Source organism: Verrucomicrobiota bacterium, assembly GCA_016200005.1.
Classification (GTDB): domain Bacteria; phylum Verrucomicrobiota; class Verrucomicrobiia; order Limisphaerales; family PALSA-1396; genus PALSA-1396.
Map to the genome: position 1 here is coordinate 20,695 of JACQFP010000017.1, position 25,159 is coordinate 45,853.

The 25,159-nt window shown below is 58.5% G+C and carries 20 protein-coding genes; 5 read left to right on the forward strand and 15 right to left on the reverse strand.

From position 1 onward, the window contains the following. Position 1 precedes the first annotated feature (1 nt). The gene (locus HY298_05345; GenBank protein MBI3849702.1) at positions 2-1,750 is read left to right on the forward strand and encodes a carboxylesterase/lipase family protein; all 1,749 of its coding nucleotides are present in this window, start codon (positions 2-4) and stop codon (positions 1,748-1,750) included. A gap of 1 nt (position 1,751) precedes the next feature. After that, positions 1,752-3,539, forward strand: a complete 1,788-nt coding sequence (locus HY298_05350) for a hypothetical protein (GenBank protein ID MBI3849703.1) — start codon at positions 1,752-1,754, stop codon at positions 3,537-3,539. Here HY298_05350 and HY298_05355 read toward each other — a convergent pair. The 8 genes from HY298_05355 to HY298_05390 all read right to left on the reverse strand — a co-directional run bounded on the left by HY298_05355 (position 3,478) and on the right by HY298_05390 (position 16,165). Further along, positions 3,478-3,969, reverse strand: coding sequence for a hypothetical protein (locus tag HY298_05355; protein ID MBI3849704.1), 492 nt, complete (start codon positions 3,967-3,969; stop codon positions 3,478-3,480). The two genes, HY298_05350 and HY298_05355, sit on opposite strands and share 62 nt — an antisense overlap. Before the next feature lie 85 nt (positions 3,970-4,054). Then, entirely contained in the window at positions 4,055-6,394 is a 2,340-nt protein-coding gene (locus HY298_05360; protein ID MBI3849705.1) for an alpha-L-rhamnosidase N-terminal domain-containing protein, read from the reverse strand. Positions 6,395-6,580: 186 nt separating this feature from the next. Further along, positions 6,581-7,519 carry a hypothetical protein gene (locus HY298_05365; GenBank protein ID MBI3849706.1) on the reverse strand — a complete coding sequence of 313 codons (939 nt, stop codon included), beginning with the start codon at positions 7,517-7,519 and terminating at the stop codon, positions 6,581-6,583. Between the two features lie 93 nt (positions 7,520-7,612). Beyond that, positions 7,613-9,352, reverse strand: coding sequence for a hypothetical protein (locus HY298_05370; GenBank protein ID MBI3849707.1), 1,740 nt, complete (start codon positions 9,350-9,352; stop codon positions 7,613-7,615). Positions 9,353-9,403: 51 nt separating this feature from the next. After that, a complete protein-coding gene (locus HY298_05375) occupies positions 9,404-10,120 on the reverse strand; it encodes a hypothetical protein (GenBank protein MBI3849708.1) in 717 nt (238 codons plus the stop codon). Between the two features lie 9 nt (positions 10,121-10,129). Then, on the reverse strand, positions 10,130-11,764 hold the full coding sequence (locus HY298_05380; protein ID MBI3849709.1) for a hypothetical protein: 1,635 nt from the start codon (positions 11,762-11,764) through the stop codon (positions 10,130-10,132). A 64-nt stretch (positions 11,765-11,828) separates the two neighbouring features. Continuing rightward, complete coding sequence (locus HY298_05385; GenBank protein MBI3849710.1) at positions 11,829-12,656, reverse strand: type II secretion system protein; 828 nt, start codon at positions 12,654-12,656, stop codon at positions 11,829-11,831. Positions 12,657-12,958: 302 nt separating this feature from the next. After that, the gene (locus tag HY298_05390) at positions 12,959-16,165 is read right to left on the reverse strand and encodes a carbohydrate-binding protein (protein ID MBI3849711.1); all 3,207 of its coding nucleotides are present in this window, start codon (positions 16,163-16,165) and stop codon (positions 12,959-12,961) included. Positions 16,166-16,254: 89 nt separating this feature from the next. Here HY298_05390 and HY298_05395 point away from each other — a divergent pair, with 89 nt between their 5' ends. Together HY298_05395 and HY298_05400 are read left to right on the forward strand one after the other, a co-directional pair. Then, entirely contained in the window at positions 16,255-16,500 is a 246-nt protein-coding gene (locus HY298_05395) for a hypothetical protein (protein ID MBI3849712.1), read from the forward strand. Then, the gene (locus HY298_05400; GenBank protein MBI3849713.1) at positions 16,493-17,167 is read left to right on the forward strand and encodes a FadR family transcriptional regulator; all 675 of its coding nucleotides are present in this window, start codon (positions 16,493-16,495) and stop codon (positions 17,165-17,167) included. The genes HY298_05395 and HY298_05400 overlap by 8 nt, the downstream gene beginning before the upstream one ends. Positions 17,168-17,370: 203 nt before the next feature. Here HY298_05400 and HY298_05405 read toward each other — a convergent pair whose 3' ends face one another. The 4 genes from HY298_05405 to HY298_05420 form a co-directional block, all read right to left on the reverse strand. Then, entirely contained in the window at positions 17,371-18,507 is a 1,137-nt protein-coding gene (locus tag HY298_05405; protein ID MBI3849714.1) for a PD40 domain-containing protein, read from the reverse strand. Between the two features lie 11 nt (positions 18,508-18,518). Continuing rightward, entirely contained in the window at positions 18,519-18,848 is a 330-nt protein-coding gene (locus HY298_05410; GenBank protein ID MBI3849715.1) for a hypothetical protein, read from the reverse strand. A gap of 186 nt (positions 18,849-19,034) precedes the next feature. Continuing rightward, the gene (locus tag HY298_05415) at positions 19,035-20,375 is read right to left on the reverse strand and encodes a hypothetical protein (protein ID MBI3849716.1); all 1,341 of its coding nucleotides are present in this window, start codon (positions 20,373-20,375) and stop codon (positions 19,035-19,037) included. Between the two features lie 28 nt (positions 20,376-20,403). Continuing rightward, a complete protein-coding gene (locus HY298_05420; GenBank protein ID MBI3849717.1) occupies positions 20,404-21,324 on the reverse strand; it encodes a hypothetical protein in 921 nt (306 codons plus the stop codon). 554 nt (positions 21,325-21,878) lie between these two features. Between HY298_05420 and HY298_05425 the strand changes: the two genes are divergently transcribed. Next, positions 21,879-23,003, forward strand: coding sequence for a polysaccharide deacetylase family protein (locus HY298_05425; protein MBI3849718.1), 1,125 nt, complete (start codon positions 21,879-21,881; stop codon positions 23,001-23,003). A gap of 253 nt (positions 23,004-23,256) precedes the next feature. On the opposite strand, the gene HY298_05430 is transcribed toward HY298_05425, so the two are convergent. From HY298_05430 to HY298_05440, 3 genes are read right to left on the reverse strand one after another with little or no spacing between them, the layout of a single operon-like run. Further along, positions 23,257-23,823 (reverse strand): hypothetical protein, encoded by a 567-nt coding sequence (locus tag HY298_05430; protein ID MBI3849719.1) that lies wholly within the window; start codon positions 23,821-23,823, stop codon positions 23,257-23,259. Between the two features lie 5 nt (positions 23,824-23,828). Then, a complete protein-coding gene (locus HY298_05435) occupies positions 23,829-24,521 on the reverse strand; it encodes a hypothetical protein (protein MBI3849720.1) in 693 nt (230 codons plus the stop codon). After that, positions 24,518-24,949, reverse strand: coding sequence for a hypothetical protein (locus HY298_05440; GenBank protein MBI3849721.1), 432 nt, complete (start codon positions 24,947-24,949; stop codon positions 24,518-24,520). Before HY298_05440 ends, HY298_05435 begins: the two co-directional genes overlap by 4 nt. Between the last annotated feature and the right edge of the window lie 210 nt (positions 24,950-25,159).

The following is a 25,159-nucleotide window of genomic DNA, read 5'->3' on the forward strand; positions in this document are numbered from 1 at the left end:
CGTGAACCTGAATCGTGAAACTAAGGGGTTGAGTCGGCGGGCCTTGATCAAAGGCGTCGCCGCGCTTGCCGGCGGGGTGATTGTGTCACGCGCGGCCCGCGCCGCCCAGCATGGGCCAGGCGCGTCCGGTTCACCGCCAAAGCGGCGCGTCATCGAGGCGGCGGATGACCGCGCGGTGGCCGGCACCGCAGCCGGGCTGGTGCGCGGGTATATCAGCGGCGGTATTTATACCTTCAAAGGAATCCCCTACGGAGCACCCACCGGCGGCGAGGCGCGCTTCCGGCCTCCAAGCAAACCGAAGCCGTGGAAAAAGGTTCGCAGCGCGATGGCTTACGGACCGACGTGTCCCACGACCATTCACTATCGCTATCTTTACGACACTGAAACCGCCTTTCTTCTCTCGCCGCATTACGATGCGCTCGACGAGGATTGTTTGCGGTTGAACGTGTGGACCCCGGGCCTCGGGAGCGACGGCCGCCGTCCCGTGATGGTCTGGCTGCACGGGGGCGGTTGCACGGCGTGGTCGGCCCAGTTCCTGTCGTGTTTTGATGGCGAAGATCTGAGCCGCGATAGCAACGTCGTCGTCGTGTCGGTCAATCACCGCTTGGGGCCCTTCGGATTTCTCCATCTCGCCGAGTTCGGCGGCGCGCCCTGCGCGCGCTCCGGCAACGCGGGCACGCTGGACTTGATTGCGGCGCTCGAATGGATCCGGGACAACGTCGCGAGATTCGGAGGAAATCCCGACAACGTAACGCTGTTCGGTCAGTCGGGGGGAGGCTCGAAAATCGGCGCGCTGTTGGCGATGCCGTCGGCCAAGGGGCTTTTTCACAAGGCAATCGTCATGAGTGGCACCACGCGCGGCACCACCAGCGCGCGGAACGCGAACACGGTGGCGTCCGGGATCATGGCCGAACTCGAACCCGAACCCGGCGCGAACGGAATCGAAAAACTGAAGAACATCCCTGCGGAACGTCTGCTCGCCGCGGCGGACGTGGCGCTCGATAAACTTGCGCCGCCGGTCAAAACTCCCGGCGGATTCTATCCGAAATCGTGGGACCATGGCTGGGGACCGACCGTGGACGGATCGCTGCTGCCGGAGTTTCCGTTCGATGCGGAGGCGCCCGCTTGCTCGGGGCACGTCCCGCTCATGATCGGGACGGTCTTGAACGAGTGCATGCCGCCCTTCTTCAGTCGGGCCGAGGAGAAGTTGACCGAGTCGGAACTTCAGGACCGACTCGGCCCCGCCTGCGGCACGCGCACTGCCAGTTTCCTTGCCGCGTATCGGCGCGCTTATCCCGGCGTGAAGCCCATCGAGCTGTTGGCGATCATCTATTCGACTTACGTGAGGCGGACCGCGGTCTCCTGGGCGGAGCGCAAGGCGGCCCAGAAAGCAGCGCCGGCGTATCTATATTGGTTCACGTGGCACACGCCCATGCTTGACGGCCGGCCGCGCGCTTTTCACTGCCTCGATCTTCCGTTTGTGTTCAACAACACTGATCGTTGCGCGAGCATGACGGGCGGCGGCGACGATGCGCGCACGCTGGCGAAAAACATGAGCCGAGCCTTCGCGAGTTTCGCCCGCACGGGCAATCCGAATCACGGCCAACTCCCGCGCTGGCCGGAGTTCAACGCCGCGGACGGGCTAGTGATGATTTTCGATTCGAAATGCGAGGTCAAAAAGCACCCGGATCGCGAGCTTATCCTTCTGTTCCAAGACGTGCTTCGCGCTCATCCCTCCGTGGCGATCTGATATGAGAGCGTTGACCTTTTGCGCGGCGGTAGCGGCAGTAGCTTCCGTTTGCTCCGCAAAGCCGGTCACTTCCGCGGCCCCTTCCGGGTCGTTTCGGCTTGAGGCGCTGGTTGACTTCGTTGACGACGCGCTACGCGGTGGCCGCACCCTGACAGCACGCGATATTGACGCGATGATGACCCGGTTGGCCGGGCTGGGCATCCGACGGGTGAGTTGGGCCTTTTACGCCGATGGTCGCGGCGGATATTTGAACCCAACCGACACCACCGTGGACTACCGAGGCGGCTGGAAACACTATGACGCGACGTACCGCGAACTGGGTAATCCGCTCAAGGTCGCCGTGGAGTGCGGCCATCGTCACGGCTTGGAAGTCTATGCTTACTTCAAGCCGTACGAGAATGGTCCCGGCGTGATGTTTCCGGCCGGCTCTCCGCAGGCCAAGGAGTGGGGGTTGCTTGACTGCATCGGCGGGAAACTCGCCTGGATGGACCGGTTCGTCCGCGACCATCCGCACCTTCGCATCCAGCGGCGGGCCGACGACCTCCCGGTCACGGCGACGAACGCTGCGGTGCGCGGCATTCGCTTGACCAAGCAAGACGCGACGCCGACGCGGCTCACTCGGGAGCACATTCAAATCTGGACGAGTCCCGACAATTTCCGCTACCGGCGGGCCGAAGTGAAATTCACCTGCCACGAAACCGTGGAAGCAGCCCCGCGCGAGGCGCGCGATCAATTTGGCAAGGTGATGACACGCAAAGGCGATCCGGTTCGCGTGCTGACGTTATCGGGCTTGGACCTGACCGATAACTACATCCTCGTCACCAGCGACTTTACCGGCGGCAAGGGTGATTTTGTCAACTCGGGCCTGGCGATCTTAACCACGCTGGACGCGCAGGGACGCGAGATTCCCGGCGTGTTCGCGTCCGGCGGCGCCGTGTGGAATCGTAATCTCGTCAATTTCCGGGAAGGCGGTTTGATGTTTGACTACGGGTGGGGCGCCGCGCCCGTGCGACTGGATGCGCCGAATGCCGACGGGCGTTCCGGGTTTATCGCCTTTGCGCGGGGTCGGAACGAATACTTGCCGGGTGCGCTTTGCGAGACCGAGCTGGACGTGCAAAAGTTTTGGCTCGGGTGCTTGGAGGAGATCATCGCCGCGGGTGTGGACGGCGTGGATTTTCGCGAGGAGAATCACAGCACGCACACCGATTATCCGGAAGATTATGGATTCAACGCGGTCATTTTGGCCAAAGCCCGGACCCGGCCCGGGGATTTGCTGGCAAATATCGCGGAGGTCCGAGGCGAAGCGTACACGGATTTTCTGCGCGAATGCAATCGCCGGCTGTCGCGCGCGGGAATCGCGATGCGCTACAACCTGCAACTGGATTTTTTCCGGCCCGATCCTCCACGCGACCGACTGCTGGCGTACCCGGCAAATATCCGCTTCGACTGGCAACGCTGGGTGGACGAGGGCCTGATGGATGAAGCGATTCTTCGATTCTACAGCTTGCCGTTTTCGGCTATTTTCAACGACGCCACCGCTCAGGAAATGATCCGTGGGTGTCGCGCCCACGGAATTCCCATTACGGTGAATCGCTATGTAAGGCAGGCGGCGGACCAGCTTCCAGTCGAACTGCAGCGCATCCGAACCGACGGGCGTTTTAGCGGTTTCATTTTTTACGAAACCAACGAATACCTTGATTTCGGCGCCACCCCCGGCACCTGCCGCGTCACGTCTCCGCCTCTGTTGAAAGCACTAACAGAAGCAATCGGCGGCACCGGCCTCCGGTAGAGGCGAGCCGCGCGCCTTGGATTTGCGGATACCGGTCCACCAGTCGGCGGACTTGCGCCATCCGTTGCTCGTAAACGAACGGTCGTCCCTCGCCCGTGCCGTCGGCGGAAATCTCCCAGACGAGTTGCGGAAATTCCGCAACTTCCTTGCTGAGACGATCGGCTTCCGGGTCGTCGTTGGGAATGCCGTTGCCGGCCATGACGACGTTCGGCACGCCGAGCAATTGAGCGCGCTGGGCGGGGCTGGCCTCGGCGAAAGTGGCGACGGCGTGTGGTCCCGCTTTCGTCATCTCTGGATTACCCCAGACCCAAAGCAGGTCGCGGATGGTTTTGAGTTTGGTTCGTTCCGTTGGCCGTGGCTCATGCCCCTGCGCGAAGCTGCGGCACGCGCTTCCGCCCAGCATCACTGCCAGGGCAAGGAATGTCGTCAACGGAATTGATTGCGCTTTCGTTTTATCGTGTGCGCCGCGCGATCCCGGTCACGAGGATTTCCCCGCGCGCCGCTTGCAGACTTTGTCAGCCGGGCGGCCGGGCTGTTTCCTTCAGTGTCTGCCTGCCGCTGCGCAACGGTTTCGTTTCGCCGGAAGGCAGGATGGCCATCGCGTTGACGCCTTTGGGAATTTCCGTTTCGAGACGAAATGTTGCGCCGTCTTTGCGCCAGCGGCTTACGACCCGACCGCGCGGCGTTTGGAGCGTCGCCTCGGCGTTGGCCAAAGCCCCAGGGTTCGGAGCGATGAGGATTTTCTGCCAGCCGACGCTCCCGGGTTGCTGCCGGATGCCGCCGATGTAGCCGTAAAACCATTCCATCACGTGTCCCAACATGCAGTGATTGAGCGATTGGCGGCCGTCCATCATGGCGTCCCACGTTTCCGGTAACGAGGTCAGCCCCTTGCTCAGGATGCCGCCGTAACTGCCCGTGCCGTCGCGGGAGTAAACGCGGTGCAGAATATCCGAGCGTCCGGCCTCCGCCAGCGCGCGGAGGAAATAGACGTGGCCAACGTCGCCCGGCGTCTGCTGCCAGCCACGTTTTTCCAGGTCCGCGATGATGTCCTGCACCAGCACCGCGCGATCGGCCTGCGGGACGAGATCGGCGCACAAGGCCATCGAGTTGGCGCACTGCGGACTGCCGTTGTGGCGAAGTTTGCGCGTGACCGGGTCCTGAAAGTGCCGCTGGAAATCCGCCGTGATGCGTGTGTGCAATTCGCGATACTTCTTCGCGTCCTCCGTTTGCCCCAACGCCTCCGCCGCGCGCGAAACCGTCAGGGCGCAAAGCCCCCAGGTGGCCGTGGCGGACAACTCCGTCGGCGTGAAGCGAGAGGGACCGGGCCGCTGGCCGTGACCGTAATCATACCAGTCGCCGAGCCCGCCGGGCGCGAGGCCGTCCTTGGCCTCGGTCTGGATGTAGTCGGTGAAGCGGCGCATCATGTCGAAATTGTCGCGCAGGATTTGGAGGTCACCGAACCATTCGTAGTGATGCCACGGCACCATCACCGCGGCAGCGCCCCATTCGACGGTCCAGTTGTCCGCGCCCGGAAACCGCCCTGCCGGATAGCTCGGTGCCACGGTCAGCACGCGTCCGCTTGGCTCCTGCGCGTCGCGGATGTCATGCGCGATCTTGCTGTACCAGTCCCGGCCTTCGTAGCGATACAGGAAAGTCGGCGCCAGCAGATACGAACATTCCAGCCAGCCGAGCTTTTCGCGATGCGGACAATCGGTCATCACCCAGTTCATGTTGGCGCGCACGGCCGCATCAATGAGTTCGTGCGTGCGGTTGTACAGGTCGCTGGAGCTGTGGAACGTGCCGACTTGAGGCAGCGCCGCACGAACCGGCACCAGTTCCATCCGGCGAACGACAGGGAGATTTTGCGGGTTTGAACGCCCTTTCGGCACCGCGCCGGTGACTTCGACAAACTGCATGCCGAGGTAAAACGAAACCCATTGATGCGTCAACGGCTGTCCATCGGTGACGACATCGCAGCCCACGACGTAGCCGCCGAACAGGCGGTCCTTGTCGTTCTTATGCTCGCCGCAGCGGAATTGAACGCGGTCGCCGGATTGGCCTCCTTCCAACTCGACCCGCAACTGCGCAGCCACGTTTTTCGGAAAGCTGTAGAGCAACACGCCCGGTGACGGCTCCTTCACCGAGACCGGCGCGTGCCGCCCGAACTTTCCGATACCCGGGAAGAACTGGCGCTCCAGTTTGCCGGCGGGCGCAGTCGCGAGGCGCGCAGCCTGCCACTCGCGGTCATTGAAGCCGGCGCGATCCCAGCCCGCCTGCCGGCGGCGGGCATCAAAGTCCTCACCGGCGAAAATGTGAGAGAACGCGACCGGACCTTCGGCGGTGCGCCAAGTGGTGTCGCTGCCGATGTGTTCGGTTGAGCCGCCTTTCGGCTGCAGCATGATCTCCGCGCACAGTAGAAGCGGATCTTCCGCTTTTCGCTGGGGGCCTTTCTTGTTGTAGCGGCCTGCTGGCGGGTTGGGATTGTGCCAGAACGAATTGTTCAGCATCACGCCCACGCAGTTCGTGCCGCGAACCAGCGACATCGTGATGTCGAAGTCGCGATAGTAAATCGTTTTCTCGTACTGCGACCAAGGCTGGTTAATGCCGGTTTCCGCCAGCCGCCGGCCATTGAGCGAGATGTCGTAATCGCCCAGGCCGATGATCCGGATGGTGGCGTGTTCGGGCCTGGCCGTGACGACGAACTCTTTCCGAAAGAGCGGCAGCGCGGCGTTGGTCGCGGTGCTTGACGGTGGCGCTATCCAGCGGGCCTCCTGAAATTGCGCGGTTGCCGCGGAAACCACAGTGAACAGGGCGAGCGTGGTTGCCCAGTTGGTCGGGATTGTTTTCGTTTTCACGGCTCACATTTTCGAGATTCGCGGACCCGATGTTCTGGTGGCTTATGGGACCTGCCCGGGTGGGTCAACGTGACGGTCCACTTTTCGACCAACCGCTGCAGCGAGCACCAGCGTCAATGCGACGGGCAGCGTGAAATGCATTCTTCCTTTGCCCGGGACTTTTGCGCGCTGTTGAGTCACTTCGATTCATACACCGATCACTTTCGCAAAATCAAAATCCGCCAGCTTGCCCTCTAAGAAAAAGATTGTCCCGTGAATGGCCGCCGCTTCGCCCGGCTCCAAGTCCTTGAACTTCGGGTCGGCGTGCATGCAAGGGTGGTAGGGGTTACCAATCATCGAGAGTGTGTCCTTGTGCCAGGTCATGCCCACCCAGCGCTCGGCCAGATTCGAGCGCGTGACCATGACCGGCCAGTCCGCCACCCGCTTGCCTTTGGTGCGCCAACCTACGCGGTAAGGATTGTTGCCCGGCGGCAGCTCGCGCGCCTGGTTCAGTGTGACCCAGCCGGCGACTGGTACGTGGACGAACTTGTTGTCGCGCGTGAAATCCGCGAGCTCTTTGATGCCGCGCAGATACGCGCAGGTTTGCAAAGTGATGTCTTTCAAGGGTTGGGCGGTGCCATTCTTGAGGTGCAACTCCAGCGCCACCCTGGTGTCGTTCTGCTTCGTCACGCTGCCGCCGAAACTGACACCGTTGGGCAGGGTCCGCTCGAAAGCGATTCCGTTGGTCACTTTCTGCCACTGCACCCTGGGCAATTCCGCGTACACGGTGGGTGCGTCCGGACTGACGTGGCTGAGGAAGAGCAGCGTCTTGCCGATGAAGATCGCCTCGGGAAAATCCAGCCAGAAGTAATCCTGGCTGGGCCACGCCGGGCTGATCCACGCGATCTGTTCCCACGGGTAGTGCGGCCGCCATTCCCCCGGGAAGATGCGAATGCCTTTGGCCTGGGTTTCGTAAGTGTCGCCGGGCTTGCTGCTGTTGGCCGCATTCGCTTTTGGCGAACGGTTCGTGGTTTGGCTGAAAGCCGGGAGGCCACCCGCCAGCGAGAAAAGGCTCGCGGTGGCCCCGGCTGATTTCAGAAACCGGCGACGGGAAATCGCCTCGGTTGTTTGGTCACTTTGTTTCATATCGTTTTTTAAAGTTGCGTTTCATTCAAATGGTGGCGCTTCTTTCCGACGGGCCGCCAGCTTCATAAAATGATTCTGAAGAAAACTTGTCCACTACTCCAGTCGGAATCGCACATCCTGGAAGGGGATGTCGTTTTCATCGGTGATCCTCAGGGAGAATTCCCATTTGCCGCGCAAGTTCAAAGACGTAACTGACAATTGCGACTTACCTTTGGGCAGCGTGAACGCGATGCGCTTCTCGAACTGGTGCTTGTCGAGGTAAAGCATTCCCTTGCCGCGCGGCGGGTAATCGCTCGCGTCGAAAATGACCTGATCGCCGAGCTTGATGAGGATGCCGTCGCTCCAACCGGTGTGCAGAAACGCGCTTCGCTCCGACGGACTATGCACAAACGAAACAAAGTGCGCGGCGGCGTTGTCCGTGTTTCGAAAGCCGAAGACGTCTTTCATGCACTGGGTGACGCCGCGCGCGTCGAGATTGTCGTAAGCGAACCAACGGACCAGGCCGTCCCGTCCGTGGTAGGCGGTGCGCGGATTGATCGGCTTTTGCAGCGATTCCACCGCGGCAAATTGTGGCTGCGTGTGCGGGTTGCCGACCCGACCCAGCACCCACCACCGGCCGGGCGTGCCGAACGCGTCGCAAAGTTCCTCGCCGGAAATTCGCCCGCGATCAAACCGCCGGACTTTGTTCAACACTGGTTGGAGCGGCGAGGATTTGAGTTCGGGTTTGTCCCTCAGTAGTTGATGCCAATCGCGCAAGTCAATGTCCGGCCGCTTCAAGTCTTGTTTCGTCAGCCCGTATTTTTTCTCCAACTCGGGCGTGTGAACATACCAGGACGGCAGGCCGGAGAACGACCAGACGTAGCGTTTGGAAGCGGCGCGCAGAATGGCCATCTGCTGACGCAACTCTGCGATCTCCTGTTTCCACTGCTGCATCGGGTAATCCTTGCCGCCAGTTTCGATCATGTGCGTTGGCCATACGCCGGGAGCAATGGTGCAACGTCGTCGCCAATAGTCAGCGGTCCTGGCGTCGGTCAGGTTGGGCATGCCGGGGTCTTCAAACCGGGTGGTCGCCAGCGCGGTGACCGGGTCGTGCAAACAGTAAGTGTATTCGGTGCCGAGATGGTAACCGCCCGGAGCATCGCGATCAGCCATCGCTTTGAGCATGCCCAGCATGTAGGCGCGCCCAATGGGCCGGCCCCGCATATAACCTGGCAGGATGATTACCGGCGCGGCGGGAAAAGCGTCCAGCAATGCAGCGGCGCATTCGTAACCCTGTCGGCCGGCCGCAGCCAACAAGTCGCCGACGGTGTAATTGGTGTAGGTGTAAATCTTGTGGTCAATCGAGTAACGCAGATAGGGATACTCGACATCCACGCACACGCCGCGAAAGCCCAACTGCTTGGCCACCGTGCCGAGGGTGGAAAACTCCGCAGCCATTTTCCGCGTGTAAGGCTCGGAAAGGAGCGTTGCGGCTGAAGGCCATTCCCCGCTGTCCGAGAAGTAAACCGTCAGAAAGTTCTCCGTCACGCCGGCCTTGCGCAGCGCCTCCAAATTCGCGCGCGCCGCCTCAAGCCAGGCTTTGTCTTTCGGCTCTGTTCCTCCGGCTCCGAGAAACCGCTGGGCGCAATCCTCCCAACTTCCAATCGTGAAGAAGAAACCGTCGTAGATTTTCTTGATGTCGGCGGCGTGGTCGTTGAAATACGGGTTCGGCTGGGTGGAGTAACAGATTGTCGTCGGCGCGGCTCCGCCGCGGGCGGGTGAAGCAAGGACAAAACCGGTGGCGAAAACAGTCAGCCAACTGGCTGAATTCTCAATCAATCGCATCGTTATCATTCTTATCATTCTCCGCTGGACTGGTTGGTTCAGCGGGTGTGGTTCGGGCCATCATTTGGCTTTCACGGTGGCGGTGCCCTCGTCACGAACGGGGATCGCGACGCGCTCGAATCGGTTATTGTGCAGCACGACATCCGAGGCGCCCGCGCCAATCTCGATTCCAAGCGGTCCCTCTTTGACCGTGTTGCCCTCAATCAGCGAGTCACCGATGACGTTGACCTGGGTCGCCGACGCCGGGCCGGAATATCCGCCGCGCAGTGCGATGCGCGCGCGGTTCTCAAGCCGGTTGTTCCGAATAATCGTCCCCAGCGAGGACAGCACGGGTATCCCTTCTCCCCGATCCACGCTGGTGATAAGCCCGATCAGCGCCAGGCAGACGTTGCCATCGGACGGCCCCTGGTCATAGACAAAACCATCGTCCACCCGGTTGTTGAGGAACTGCGCGAAGTAGATGGGCGACGCCGGCTGGTAATCCCCCTTCTCCTTTGGGGGCACAGCCGACCCTCGCATCCCGCCAGCGCCCCAGAAGCCCCCGGCACGCAGGCTGTGGTTGCCGTCAATGACAACGTTGTAGGCCGGGCCCCAGAGTTGCACGCCCACGCTGGCGTCTTGCGCGTCGTTGTCATAGACAATGATGTCGCGCGGCAGGGTTGCCACCGAGAATACGCTGGTCGCGTCCGGCAGAATATCCCAAGGGCGATCCATGGCGGCCTGATCGGTTTCGCTAGTGACGACCGTGCGGCACTGGCCGATTCCTCTGCCATGCACAATCAGGCATTAGAGGCCGGCCAGTTCCCCGGGTTTCCAACTCGCGCCCGCAAAGGAGAGTTTCTCCGGCTCAATCCGGCTGGCATAACCCAGCCATTTGCCACGAATGTTGTTGTTGTCAAACGTGAGGGCCTCGCGCTCGCAGCCGTAGATGTTGCGATAGCGGTTTCCGCCAGCGTAGATGCGGGCCAAATCCCAGCCGCCCCGGTTAAAGCCGCCGCTCGTACCCTCCAGGTCACGCGCCTCGATCAGATTGTTTTCGAAGATGACATTCTGGCCGCCGTGAATGCCATACCAACCACTCCGGCCCGTACCCAGCACGTTGCCAGTGATCCGACTAAACCGGGTGCGCCGCAGCGACAGCGGCATGCCCCAACTGACGATATCGGAGTCGGTGATCTCCAAACGGTCGCCCGCGAGCGAAATCGTCTCGCCACCCCAGTCGCCCGTGGACTCCCGCCGCTTGTCGTTCGGATAGACACGGGAGGCGAAGCGCAAATGGCGGATATTGCAGCGCCGGATGAACACTTCACCCGCCTGACGCATCCGGTTGCCCGACATTCCGCCCAGCGGATTATTTTGCTTCGCCCCTTCGGGATCGAACGGCGCGACAATCCCGTGCAGCGGCATTTGAAAAATCAACGAAAGGTCTTCGAGGCCGAACTGCCGCTCGCCGGTGATCACCGCCGGAATGTCCGGCATGTCCTTGAACGTAGTGGCTTTGGGCCAGTAAAGCCACACGGCTTCGCGCCCCGCGCCGCGCAGCACCGTTTTGGGCGGGACGGAAAGCATTTCGCGCAACCGATAGACGCCAGGCGGAAAGAAAACGACCCCGCCACCGCCGGCCTGGGCTTTGGCCAGCGCCGCCTGAATGATGGGCGTGTCGTCCGCCGAACCGTCGCCTTGTGCGCCCAAGGCTTTCACGTCCAGAATGGTCTGCGGCCAGAGCGCCGCTCGCGCGACCTTGAGGGGCAAGGATTCGCCCCAGCCCGCTTCGCCACCTTGGCCGTTGTGCAGCCAAACGCGGTAGTCGCCTTCGGGCAGGGCCGACGGCAGGCGGAACTTCAACCGATAAGGGTTGGCGAGCGAAACCTCCGCCGAATAACTGCGGTTGTCCTTCACCAGCACGACGCGAGTTCCTTTGACCTGCCAGTCGGAAACCAGGTTTTTGCCGACGACCGATAATTCCGAGCCGGGTTGTGCGCTTTCATCGGACAACCATTCCGGTCGGGCGCGGTTGAGGAAAACCGGGCGGCTCCAACTGGAACCATTGCCGATCCACACGACGAAAACCCCAGCCCGCCAATTCTCCGGTATGACCGCCGTGACACTTTGTGGCGTGACATTCAGGAGCGTGAGCGCCGACGCGTTGTCCGGCCCTTTGACCGACTTGGATTCGTGAGGAACCCGCGTGGCCTTTGGGTCAGCCAGCCGCACGCCCACAACTCTGGTCGTCCCCGCCTTGAATGTACCGCCGAAGAGCATGACGGACTGGCCCGGCGCAACGGAATCGGAAGTCCAGAAAACGGTCGGCGGTTCCGCGGTTCCGATCTCGCCATCGCTTCGCGCCCAAGCTGTCGAACACAGGAGAAAACCGGCGGTGAGCAAACGGGAGGTTGTCAAACGAGAGAAACAGGAACGCATGGTCGAGATTCCTTTTCGGTGCATTGCGGCGACAAAACGTTACAACGTCAGTCCCCTCCCAATCTTACTTCGGTGCAGTAGTTCGTTCCGCGACCCAAGCGATGTCAAGGTTACCAACTTGAGTTTGGCCAAAGTTGAATGTAGTGGCGTACGTGGTTGTCATTGAACGCCCGAGTGTGCGCCCGTCCTTCCATTTCTTGATTTCGGAGTGCCCATCGGCAAAACTGAATCCACAACCGCCCCCGTGATACGTGGCGGGACCATCCTGCCACCTCCAGGCGGGGCTGCTTGGGTTACCCATGACCACCGCGAACGCCGCATCATTCACGCTGTCTGGATTTTCGTCGATAATCACCCATAATAGGGAGGGCGGCGGAACAGTCATGTCTGAAGTTTTCCCGTAGATTCGCCAGGGTGGTGAACTCGAGTGGCCGTCATTCCATGTCCTAAACATCTGGCTCATGGAAATGCTGCGTACCCGAGGTAAGCCCTTTTTTCCAGAACTCCGGCTTTGGTCGGCGGGGCATTTGTAAACGCCTGTGTTTCTTACATAAGGTCCCAACAGACCTTGCTTCAATAAATCAACATTAGTGTTATCGGTGTTAGGGGGAGTGCCATCGTAATTGAGCCCACCTCCCACCCAATCAAAGGCATTCGCGACTTTGCCTTGATAGTCATCGGCGTACATCAACCAACCGATGAGAAGCTGTCTGCCGTTGTTCATACAACTCAAGGCTTGGGCTTTGGTTTTTGCCCTGCTCAGCACTGGCAACAGCAATCCCGCCAGGATGGCAATGATGGCGATCACCACCAGAAGTTCGATCAACGTGAAAGCACGAGCGCGGGCAGAACGCGACGAAATCTTAAATGCAGGGTCGTTAAGTTTTTGCATAAAAACCAAATTACAACGCATTTACTGGGTTCTTGTTTAAGCCAACAGGTAAATCGTTTTGTGACAATATACCTTTTTACGCATTTCTCGTCGTCGGTTTCGCCGCAGATAACAGGCAAAATGCATTGTGAAGCGCTGGTGACTGGAATGAATCGAGTATGATGCCCGCCACTCGAGAAAATTTGTAGTCACTTCGCCTTTAGAAAAGTGCGCATCGCGGCTTCCCGCGCCGGAGAGGCCCATCTGCTTCAAATTTGCAATTGTCCTCATCCTCAATGTTTAATCGAAGCGCTGCCACCGAATCATTGCGCCCGAACTCGATAGAATCGTTTGCTGGTGGCATTGGCCGGAGCGCTGAAGGTATGGGTGCTTCCGTCTCCAGCAAACCCCGTCACCCCCTGTGTCCAACTGTCTGCGATCGCATCCTTGTAATCCACATAGTAAGTGTAGCCAAAAAGAGTGGGGTACGAGAATGTGACATTCGTGCCAGCCACTTGCGGGTTGAGGATGAGTTGGCTCGTTAACGGCAAGACCGGGCGATCCAGATAGGCCTTCACTGAAGCTCCACTGGCCGCATTGATCAACGTTGACACTCCGGTGGTGCGATCAACTGAGTACCATTCGATATCGCAAGGTCCGGCGTCTTGGAAGAAAATCAACCGGAAAGGATAAACGCCATTGGCCTGGACCATAAAATCAAACTCTGTCGTAGCGGTTCCATTGTCAAAGTTAGGTGTTTCAAAAATACCCAACGTCAAAAAGGCGCCGGCGCGGCTGAAATACGGGCCGGCCGAGAGTTTGAAGCCATCGTTCCTGCGCACACCAAACCGATGCAGTCCAGCGGACAATTCGAGGTTCGCGGTCACGGCCATAGCGATATGCCTACGAGCGCCGGGACCGATGCAAGGGAACGGGCCGTCACCGGGGAACGAGCCTCGGTCCGCGGAGTCATTGCTGTAATTGATGACCAGAGTTTCCGAGAAGATGCCGACCGGATCGCAACCGGTCGCGTTATTCACATAGGGCTGGCCAGTAGCCACATCATTCAGCAGGTAGCCGACCTGGTCTTCCGCCCGAGTCGCGTTGTTCAGGAAAAGGAAGTCCTGTGCTTCCTCATGATAGTGGATTGCGACATTGAATCCGTTGGTCAGACCAGAACCGGGCGCCGTGGCCCATGCGGCAAGCAGCACCGGCAGATTGGCCACCCTAAACGACCAGGTGTTGGTGAATAGTCGCGTGCCATCGCCGAAGACCAGGCGGTTGGTGTGCAGTGAATTAAGGGTCAACTGGCTTGGCGGCTGATACGTAATCGACGCCCCGGCTGCGTTGCTGCTGATGATAGCCGAGCCAGTCACATCGACGGCGTCGAATTGGTAGTTGATCGTGTTAGTTACAACCGCCGTGTCGCGATTTACAATCCCGATCACGATTAGCGCATCTGGCAACCCGTTGGTTGAATTCGGCGCAGGCGACGTGAAGCCCACAACGGGCGGATTCGTGACTGCGCTGACGAGGGGCACGAGGACAAGATAATTCTCCTGGAGATCCAAACTGGCGTCCGGAGCGGTCAACCGCAGAGTTTGGACGCCAGACAAGTTGACCACGAGATTGCTGCCGAAGGCATCTCTCAGCCGTGCGTAAGTGTGAGCACCACCACTGTTTGGGACCGGGAACGTGCCCAAGAAAGCTGTGGTCTGATTGGGCTGGGTGCGATCTCCCGTGACGAGGTCTAATCGGACTGACTGCGCCACTGTGCTGGCGAAACGCAAATAAACATCATATTTTCCAGTTGGGAAGGTCCGTGTATAGTTCTGCCATTCACCTTGCTCTACGGAAGCAACATCATAATCGTTGGCGCTGGCAGCAGTAAACTTGGCGCGCGCGGTGTCAGCACTCAACGCCGTGTCCACCGCGTCTGACCCGCGATAAGCGCCCAGGGTTGAAGGAGTGACATCGTGGAAATCCACCTCCGGCGTGCCGACGGCGTTTGCATAACCGTTGGGCGCGGGGTTGTCCATGAAGTTGCCGTTATTGGTGTTGTAATCTTCCGCTTCGATGACCAACGCGCTTGGCTCAGTGAAGGTGTCGAACAACAGGGGAAAACTAACTAATTGGCCAGCGGAGTCCTGTACTGTAATTCGTCCGGAGTAAACCGTGTTATTCACCAAACCATTATAGGTCGCGGTAACATTGGACGTACCGCCCCCAGTGACGATCAGGCCGCCGCCGACATTGACTCCATTCAAAATGAGGTTGACACCCGAGGAGGCAATGGTGTTGGACCCAAACGATGTCGCGGTGAAGGTAACATTGCTGCTGATGGGCCAGAACAGGTTCCCTTGGGAAGGAGAATTTGGGGAAACGTCAGTGATGGAAGGCGGGAGACCTCCCGAGCCGGGCGGAAAAACCGCCGCGAATTTATAAGCTAAAAAGTCGATATCGACGCAGCCGCTTTGCGCAGTTTGTGTCATGCCCATTTCGATGTGGTTGGGCCCTCCGCCACCGGCTTGCCCCGACGCACTGGCTGCGGTCACATGGAAGATTTGGGCATTTACAGATCCGTTTGTGTAAACGAAGAGCACATGGGTGCCTAGGGCTGAGGGGTCCCTCTGCACTACAATCCAGAATTCATTCCAATCCGTCGGGTCAAGCGGTAGGAACTGCGCTGGCGATTCATTGAAGTCGATGTTGTTATTCGGCGCAGTTCCATTGAGTCCGTTTACCATAAGGCCCTGGAAGTTGGCTTTCGGAACTGCAGTAAGGCCACCGAGCGTGTCGTTGCTCGTAACCAAAGAAAAGCCGAGCTTTCCTATCGCCGCTTGATGAGGGTTGAAAAAGCCATTGGAGTCATCGGCAATCAAGTAACCATCCCCACCGGCAGGATAGGGTTGAGGACCGCTCCCGCTCTCGCCGTTGGGATAAAGAGGATCCAATGGCTGAGTCGTCTTGGCCGGGGTGGGAACTCGAGCGCGAAAAGTAATCGTGAACCCATCATCCAGGAAGGTATCCGGGGCACCTTCATCCGTCATGTCGTGGACGAATGCGATCTTGCGATTACTTGGCCCTCCCAAACTACATCCGTCGCATCCATTATTGGTTAAAGTAGAATACTGAGGCGGGTTGCCCGTGTCCTGAATCCGCAGATAGGTCACGTTACTTCCTGGATAGGTCAGGTCACCTTCAATGTAGGTCCCCACGCCCCCCGGCTTGTTGGTGGTGGCAATTGTTGGGCCAAGGGGGGACCCATCCCATTCACTCGTGCCAATGCTTCGGTTCCAAGTTCCATCCAGAGAATCGAAGACTCCAGTCCCGAAGGCTGCAGCATCGCCAGTCAGAGTATAAGTCCAACCGCCGGGTGGAGCGGGATAAGCAAGACCGGCTTTAACGGACTGGCTGGTGATCGTAAGGCCGAGGAGAATCAAAGAGTGGTAGAATATTCTTTTCATAAGTTTTGCGCGGATGATACTGAAACCAATCACAACCAGCAATTGAAGGAGGCGATTTTTCATACAATTTACGCTGTTAGGGTTAATGGTTAGGTAGTAAATGCACCAAGCATGCCGTCCCGCGAATCACAGAAAAAACGTGGATTAACCGAATGCACAAACTGGTCATACCACTTTTATCGTCGGCTCAGTCAGTATTGTCAATAAAGAATCTTCGAAAGAAAATCGTCCACGAAAAACTCTCTTTGGCGTCGAACGTGATTCGAAGCTGGAAAACGAAAGAATTGCCAACGGTTCGGCTGACATGTAAACAAGCGCTGTTCCGTTACCAAGATGAAACACGTGCAGGCATCCAGCTCAAGAACCAAAGCCGGCCAACGGCGGCGGCCAGTGATTGAAAAAGTCTGCGCCGATTTAACCAAACGCATCCAGGAGGCGATCAGGAAAGGACAGGTGTGGCTGCCGACCGAGCGAGAACTGGCCGTAAAGCTGGGCGTGAGTCGAACCGTCCTGCGCGAAGCCACGAAGCGGCTGGAATCGCAAGGGCTCCTTCAGATCGAGCATGGGAGAGGGTTGAGAGTGGTGGATCATCTGCACAATCCGCTGACAAAGTCTATTTCCTTGCGTCTGCCTGATCGGCTCACACGTCTCGAACAACTTGCGGAAGTGAGGCTTTTTTTGGAACCGGAAATTGCCCGTCTGGCCGCGCTCCGCCTCAAGCCAGAGGACTTGGCTGCGTTGAAAGCAAATCAGGAGGGCCTCAGGAAGGCGACAACGACGGAAGAGGCGGTGACGTTTGATGCGGGTTTTCATCAGGTCCTGGTACGGTCTGCGGGCAACCAGATTCTGCGGTTGCTCTTGGAGGCCTTGGCAGATTCGAGCCGGGAGAGCAGGATTGCCACAGGACCATGCTTCGGCGACGAGGGGGCCCATATGCAGCATGAGAAGATCGTGGCCGCATTGGAGCGAAGGGATGCCGACGGGAGCGCGGAAGCCATGCGTGAACATATTCACCATGTGCTGCGCGATTTGGAGCAGTTGCGCCGCATGCAGGCTGTAGGTTAATTAGCCCGACTTTCGCAAGCCTTGAGTCGGTAGGGGCGCGACCCAAGGAGCGCGAACTTCAGTCCGCAAAAGGGCACGCATTTTTGCAGCGTGAGAAAAATTTCATTCATCATGGCCAGCCATCGTGTGTCACACGGCAAATTGGATCGCAACGAGCAACGGCTGGCTCGATGAAGTCTCGCTCGATTATCGCGTATGCCTTTTTACTTGATCCAGTTGAGCGGAGGCAATTCGTTCAGGTCGATGATGGCGATGGTTTCGTGGGTGTGGCCAGTGTGAAATTGCACGTAGCGTCCGAGCCGATCGAAGGAAGCGTGGGCATGGACCGTGCGGACCGTGTCACGAATGCCGGTGGCCAACAGGCGCGTGTTGCCCGTGGCGGTTTCCATCAGCCAAAGTCGTCCCTGCATATCGTCGAGTACGAGGAGTCTTCCATCGGGTCGGGCGGCAGTGTGCCAGTAGTGTCCTTCGCGCACCATGCGCGCGGTGCCATCTTTCTTGACCAGCATGACGCCCAGTTTGTCGTTGATCATGGTCATGTCGCCGGTGTCTTTCACCCACGACTCGTGCGTGACCCATTCCTTGAGCGGCGTGAACCAGGTTTTGGGGTCGGTGCGAACGTAAAACGGACGATTGCCGCTGCCATCCTCGTTGACAATCCAGGAACGTTGCGGCGCGTAGCCGCTAGAATCCCAAGCGTAAAAGATGAGCGGATCAGTAGGACTGTGCTGCACGTGGCCGATGCGGAAGCCTTGCGTGACCACAGTGCGATACTCGCCGGTCTCGGTGTTCATCAGTCCGATCTCCCAGTTGGCGTCATCACGTTGTTTGCCGAGCGCGAGCCATTTGCCGTCGCCGCTGAGCGTGGGCTGCTGGAAGCCGCCGACATGTGGCTCCGGGATTTCGCCTACCTTGCGCGTGGTGACATCGAGGATGTCCAGTGCGATCACCTCCGCGCCGCGCAGGTGGTAGAGTCGGCGGGCGTTCGTGTGATCGAGGCAGCCGGTGCCGGCGTTTACCTGCGGATCGTCAGTGAGCTGCACGAGGCGGCCGGTCTCGACCTCGGCACGGAAAAGCTGCCAGGAGCCGGTGCGGTTCGAGAGGAAGATCAGGTAGCGATTGTCAGCAGTGAAATTGGAGAAATGGTAATAGAGATTGTTGGCAGCATTGGTGCCTTTGGTGAGTTCCCACACGCGGACACCCGTGACTGGATCAAGGCAGGCTTCGCGTTCGACCCCCCAATCCTTGCCGGCTTTCTCGTGAAGCGCAGGCGATGCAGCGATGGCGAGGTTTAAGCAGGCCGCTGTCAAACAGAGCCTGACCTTGGGATTTTGTGTCATGGTGCTGCGCCTCATTGGTGACTCCTTTTGATCTCGGCAGCGTGATCGTTGAAATAGGCGTTCGGCTGCGCGGAGTAACAGATCGTGGCCGGAGCGGCGCGAAGCGCGACTGCGGTGCAGAGAAGAAAAACACTGCCAAAGACGCGGATGCCCTTAGCGTGGGTTTCGTAAGTGTCGCCACCTTTGCCGCCAACGGCCGGATTCGCTTTCGGCGGACGGTTCGTGGTTTGGCTAAAAGCTGGGAAGCCACACGCCAGCGAGAAAAGGCTCGCGGTGGTGCTGGCTGATTTCAGAAACCGGCGACGGGAAATCGCCTCGGTCGTTTGGTCACTTTGTTTCATATCGTGTTGTGAAGTTGCGTTCTGTTCGACATGCTACGCTGCTTTCCAACATGCCGCCAGCCTCATCACCACCGAGTGTTGCGGCGGATGAATACGGCGGATCGTCAGAATAAAAGCCGCTTTCGATTCGGCGCGCGTGCCTCGACATTGGTTTAGCAAATACCCCGCAGCTTGGTGCGGGAATACTTAAGTTGGAATCAACGAACGTCTAAATTGCCTGTACAAATAAAGCCCATAGATCTCAACGATGACGAACGAGATGGTGTCGAGCCAAGCTGCGATATTGAACTGTGCGAGTTTCCCGGCCACGATAAATGGCGTGACAAAGTTAAGGTAGTTAACCGGGAGCAACACAATAAAGGCCAGCAAGCATTTTTCGCGAAAGGATTTCTTGAACCAAGCCACACCAATATCGCCGCGCCGATAGAAATAATACAAGGGCAGGGCAATGACGAGCAGAACCGTTTGGATGGTCCGCTGCGAGGCGAACGTTTCAACGCCCAACCACGTGCAGGCAATTCTTAAGCTCCCAGCCAGGCTTTCCTGCAATCCGTAGAGAACGGCAAAATACAAGGCCGTTGCGTAAATGAGGAACTGGCCGAACTTTCCCCCTTCGTCAATAAACTCCGGACCCGGGGGAATATCGCTCTCTTGCAATTCATTTTCGGTCAACCGGCTATAAAACCAAAACAGCAAGCCGCCGATAATAAATCCACTGGAATACTCCCATAAGCTCCAGCCGGGAAGGTGCTTGAGTTCGAGAATATTCCGGCCAATGGGATGCCAGACCGCCGCCCCCGATAAACCAAGTCCAAAAATGACCATCACGCTGATGGCACGTTTTACGAAACCCCGGTCCTTGATCTCAAAATAGACATAGAGCAAAACCGGAATCACGGCCAAAGCCGTGGCGAGATTGCCGCGCATGGACAGATAACCGCGCCGCGAAATACCGGTCAGGAAGATTTCCTGATAATATTCGGGTGCGAGGACCGGGATGAGCAGTTCCGCAATATATCCGCCAATGTATCTCCCGGAGATAAACAGGATGACGCCGGCGGCCAGGTGCTTCAGGGTGTATTTGAATTTCGTAAAAAAGTAACCTCCAAAAATGAGCGAGGGAACACCAGCCCAGGAAAGCCCGACAATGAACAGCCAGAAATACCCCCGCCACCAGGGAACGCCGACATCGAATCCCGCTCCACGAGCGTTTTCCGCGGCATCGGATACGACGTGTCCAGGGTAAAGCCCTGGAATTCCGGCTTGCCCAACAAACGTGCCCCAGCCGGTGCGCATGATCCCGAAGACATAAACGGCGATGGCAAAAATGATCAAATTAAATTTTTTCCGCGGCGAGTAATGGATGGATAGGAACAAAAGAAAAAGCAAAATAACCACGGAAGGATCGGAAGTGCCGTTGCCTCGAATCTGCCAGGCAAACCCCCAAAGCAGCGCCCCCATCAGAATGGTTAAAAACCTATTCTCTTTTGGGTTGAAAGCGGATGGTTGTGTTTGAGTGGTAGTCATTGGAAAACATTCCGGTTGACGTCCGCGCTCATCCGCGGGGGTCCCCACTCTTTTTCAAGAACGCGCTGAAGTCGTCCAAGGTTCCCTCGAAAAAGATGATTTCTCCGTGAATCGAAGCCTTTGCTCCGGGGACCAGGTCGGGGAATTTCGGATCCGAGTGCATGCAGGGATGCCGCGGGTTGCAGACCAACGAGAAACCGTCCTTGAGCCAGGTGAAAGCGACCAGCCGTTTGCTCTCGTTCGAGACGGTCGCCATTATGGACCAGTCCGCCAGCGCCCGTCCCGTCCGCCAGCCCAGCCGGTACCGGCCCGCCTCCACTTTGGCCTCGTTCGCCTTGGGATACGATTGCCAGCCGAGGTCGGGCAGATGGACAAATTTGTTCTCGTTGGTGAAATCCGCAAATTCCTTGATCGTGCGCAGATACAGACAAGTTTGCAGCTTGATGTCGGTCAGGGGTTCTTGGCTGCCGTTCTCAATGTGGAGTTCCAGCCCAACCGTCGTATCGAACTTGCGCACCACGCTCCCGCCAAAACTGACGCCTTTCGGCAGACGTCGTTCAAAGGCCAGGCCGTTGGAAATCTCCTGCCAGGGCACCGCCGGCAAATCCGGGAAGACACCGGGGAACTTTGGATTCACATGGCTCAGAAAAAGCAGCCCCTGGTTGGAGAAAATCTCTTCGGGGAAATCCAGCCAAAGATACTCCTGGCTGGGCCAGGCCGGGCTGATCCACGCGATCTGTTCCCAGCGGTAATGGGGCCGCCACTCACCCGGCAGAATCCGAATACCCTTGGCGTGGGTTTCGTAGGTGTCTTTGACCTTCTGTGCACCAGCCGCAGGTTGACAGCAAACCGGAAGGCTGCCGCCGATGGCGACGAATGCAGTGGTGAGGCCGGCTGATTTCAAAAACGCGCGGCGTGTGAGGTTTTCTGGATTTGCATTGGTTTTCATAAAGCCGTTTGTGCTTCGGCAATCTGGAATTCCCTCAAATGGCGAAGATTTGGAGCGAACTGGAGCGCCGGTTTGCAACCGGCTCTGGATGTTCCGCCCGCCAGAAACGGGTGGATACCGTCGCCAGTTGCAGCGAAACCTGACGACAGTCAATAGGTGGCTCAATCATGTTCAATGGGCGGCACGAATTTCACGTAGTTTTGTTGTTCACGGCAAGAGAAAAATACTGGGGCTCCGCTTGTAACACGGAGGACATCGCGCTCTGGGGAAGGCATACGAGGAGTGATGAAAGATGATTGACTTTCCAAAGATCAACCGGCATCTACTCTCCGGCTTTGCAGCCGAAGCCGGACGAATTGGACGACTGGTCGGCGTTGTGGAAAAAGGCTCGTCACCTCGTCAGACCTTGCTCGGCTGACGGTTTGGCAGATGGAAGCCGATGACCCAGTGGCGCAGCGATTAAATGCTTGGTAGATGATCGAGCAAATACTAAAACTACAACTGTGAGCCATCCTCTCAAATTACTTCGCCCCTGGCTGGCAGCGCTGACCGGTTTGCTGGCGATTATCCCCGCGCCGTTTGCATTGGCGCTCGAACCGATTCCCGACAAGCTCGTCGTGCTCACGTTCGATGATTCCGTGGCTTCGCAGTATTCGGTCGTCCGTCCGCTGCTCAAGCGGTACAAGTTTTCCGCCACGTTTTTCATCACCGAGGGTTTTACGTTCCCGACGAACAAGACGGATTACCTGACCTGGGAGCAGATCGCCGAGTTGCACAAGGATGGTTTTGAAATCGGCAATCACACTCGCGACCACGCCAGCGCGACCGCGAAAAATTTTGAGCGACTGCCTGAGCAAATCGAGGCCATCAACGCCCGTTGCCGGGAGCACGGCATTCCGCGTCCGACGAGTTTCGGATATCCGGGGAACAAGATCGATCCCGGCGCGCTGCCCATCCTCAAAAAACTCGGATTCCGCTTTGCCCGTCGCGGTGGGGCGCCGGAGTATCCGTACGAAGGCGGGCGCGGCTTCGCCTATGAACCGGGGGTTGACCATCCATTGTTGATTCCTTCGGCGGGTGACGCGCGGCCTTACTGGACACTTGAGGATTTCCAGCGCGCGGCGCAACAGGCAAAGCATGGCAAGATCGCCGTGCTTCAGTTCCACGGCGTGCCGGACAACGAACATCCCTGGGTCAACACTCCGCCTGAACTGTTTGCCCAATACATGAAATATCTTCACGAGAATGGCTACCAAGCGATCGCGCTGCGCGACCTGGCCCGGTACGTGGACGCCGATAACGCACCCGCCGATTCCTTCGCCATCATCGAGAAGCGCAAAGCCGCGCGCCCCGAAACGCTGGTCAAAGGCGAAGTGCTCGACGCAGATACTGGCCGTCCCGTGGCGGCTCACATTCACGTTCAGGATGAACACGGGGCATGGCATCGGCCTTTCACCACCGCGAACCCAGACCCCGCTGCCCGAAACGAAAAAGGAAACCCGGGCGGCACAAATGCCCCGGCGATGCCCCCGACGCTCTCGGCCGAAACGTTCGCCGTTTTCCTGGTGCCGGGCCGCTACACCGTCACGGTCGAGCGCGGCAAAGAATATCAGCCTCTCAAGCGCGAAATAGTGGTGGGCAAAGAGGCGCTCGAATTGAAATTGCCGCTGCGCCACTGAACCGGCCTGGCCTGACTGGGTTGGTATTCGGGCGACAGACATGTTCACCGCACGGTAGCGGAATTGCCAAATCTCCTGCTGGCCGAAGACCTGAACGTCGCCTTCATGCTAACAAAAGCCGTTCCGTTCGAGCACGCCATATAGCAAGACTTCTCCGTCCTAGCTTGGAAGCGAGACGATTTCGAGTCTAGGTGGCGCGATGTCCACACGCAGCTCGGTTGAATCCGAAGTATCAGATGCCTTCCGGGAGACCTCAGCGTAGTCGCCGCCAAACAGAAAACCATTTCGCAACCACGCCATCCGATTCCAGCGGCGGGAGCGTCACGCGGCGGAAGCCGCGTTCGCAATGGACGAGGACGCACTCGTGGTCGCGGAGATTGCGGAGCTTGTGCGGCTTGATTTTGTGTTCCTCGGTTTCGGAATAATTCACGTTGCGCTTGCCGGCGCTGAATCCCCATGAGCGTTTCACGACGCGCTTCTTGCCGATAAAGTCGGCGGCGCGGAAAATCAAACGGTTGCGCAGGTTTAAGGTGAGCACTTTTGCTTTGTCGTTGCCCAATGGTGGCACAAGCGAAGTCGTGCTCTGCGCTGCTGCGACTACTGTTGCACCCGCCTCGCGGATCACGTCCACGCAATTGTAATCGCTTGTTCCATCCTCACTGGCCGTCATGAATCGCTGCGCTTCGTCGGCCCAGAGGATGAGCAGATTGTTTTGGGCGCGGTCGGCCTTCGCTTTGTCGAAGCGACGCAACGCGTGATTGTAGTAAAGCACGGCCTCGTCGAACTCCTCGTCGAAGTTGGGCTGTTCGTTGTTCGACATGGGGATTACTTCGCCGGCAATAGCAGGTCAGCGACGGATTCAATCTCGCCGTAGAGCTTCCGCTGCCAGGTTTGGAGTCGTTGACGGTCCAGCAAGCCGAAGGAGGGATGCTTGGTCGCCGCCGTGATCGTCAAATTCCCCCCGTTGAGTGCTTCAACCAGCCAATCCTGCAAACGAGACATGGCGATTTCCCGTCCACCGAGTTTGTCTTTGAGTTGCAAGCGCACTTCAGAGGACTCGAACAAAGCGAAGCTGTCGCTGTGCGCGGCGTTGCGAATCACGACATAGTTGCACTTCTTGCCGAACTGGTCGGCGAGGCGCTGCACTTGGTCCACGCTGTCCGATTCGTGGTTCACCGGCACGACGAGCGTGAGCGTCGCGCCCATTGCGGACAACACGGCGGGCAGGTCAATCTCGGCAAAATAGTCAATGAATAGGTCGGTGGACGCCGCACGGCAGTCCATTACGACCAAGTTCGCCTTTTCCAGCGCGGAGAAGATGCCGTCGAGTTCACGGCGGTGGTCCAAGTCAAGAAATCGCGTGTCCGGGTGAAACCGCTTCAACGTCGAGTTTTCGTTGTCGGAATCAATTGCGACGTGAGCGATGCCCTTGTCTTTGAAGAACTGGACGAAGTTGACAGCGAAGAAGCTTTTGCCGACACCGCCTTTGCCATTGAGAATGAGGTCGAGACGTTTCATGTGCTTTGAGGTTTGAGCATCCGAACTTGGGCGATGCGTGGGCCACGCGTGCGAGCTGGCGGCGCTTCGTCGCCATTGGAGTTGGAGGACGGTTCTGCCGCTGCGTTGGCTTCGCTGATTGGCATTGGGTGCGAGGCCGTTTCAACCCCATTCGCCGGCGTGGAAGCAGGCGGACGCTTTCGGCCTGGGCGTTTGCGTGGCCGGACGGTTTCTCCAAGCACCTGATGACAAAAAACGGCAATGGCCGTCTTGCTGATTGGCAGACAATGTTGCGTGAGCAGGTCAGCGATGGAGCGATACGACGCGCGCCTCTGTCGCAATTCCGCGATGACATCCCTCGCCGGGAGCAAATCCTGGAACTTCTGTGGACGGCGGGGCGTAAATTCTTCGACCGCCTTGCGAAAGGTGGTTGGATCAAACGTGGACATAAACTGGAATGATTCGGATGTGAACCGGGAAACCGGTAAGCGTTGAGACGGACACGACGATGCTGCGACGTGGATGGCTCTCTGCCTGTCGAGGTTCGTGGACAATTCCGGTCAGTGATGAGGTTGCGGACGTGGACAGTTCGAGCCTGCGGACTGTCTGCGGATAGCGTCCGTTCCGGGGGAATGCCTGTTTGCGAGGCGTTGAGGCCG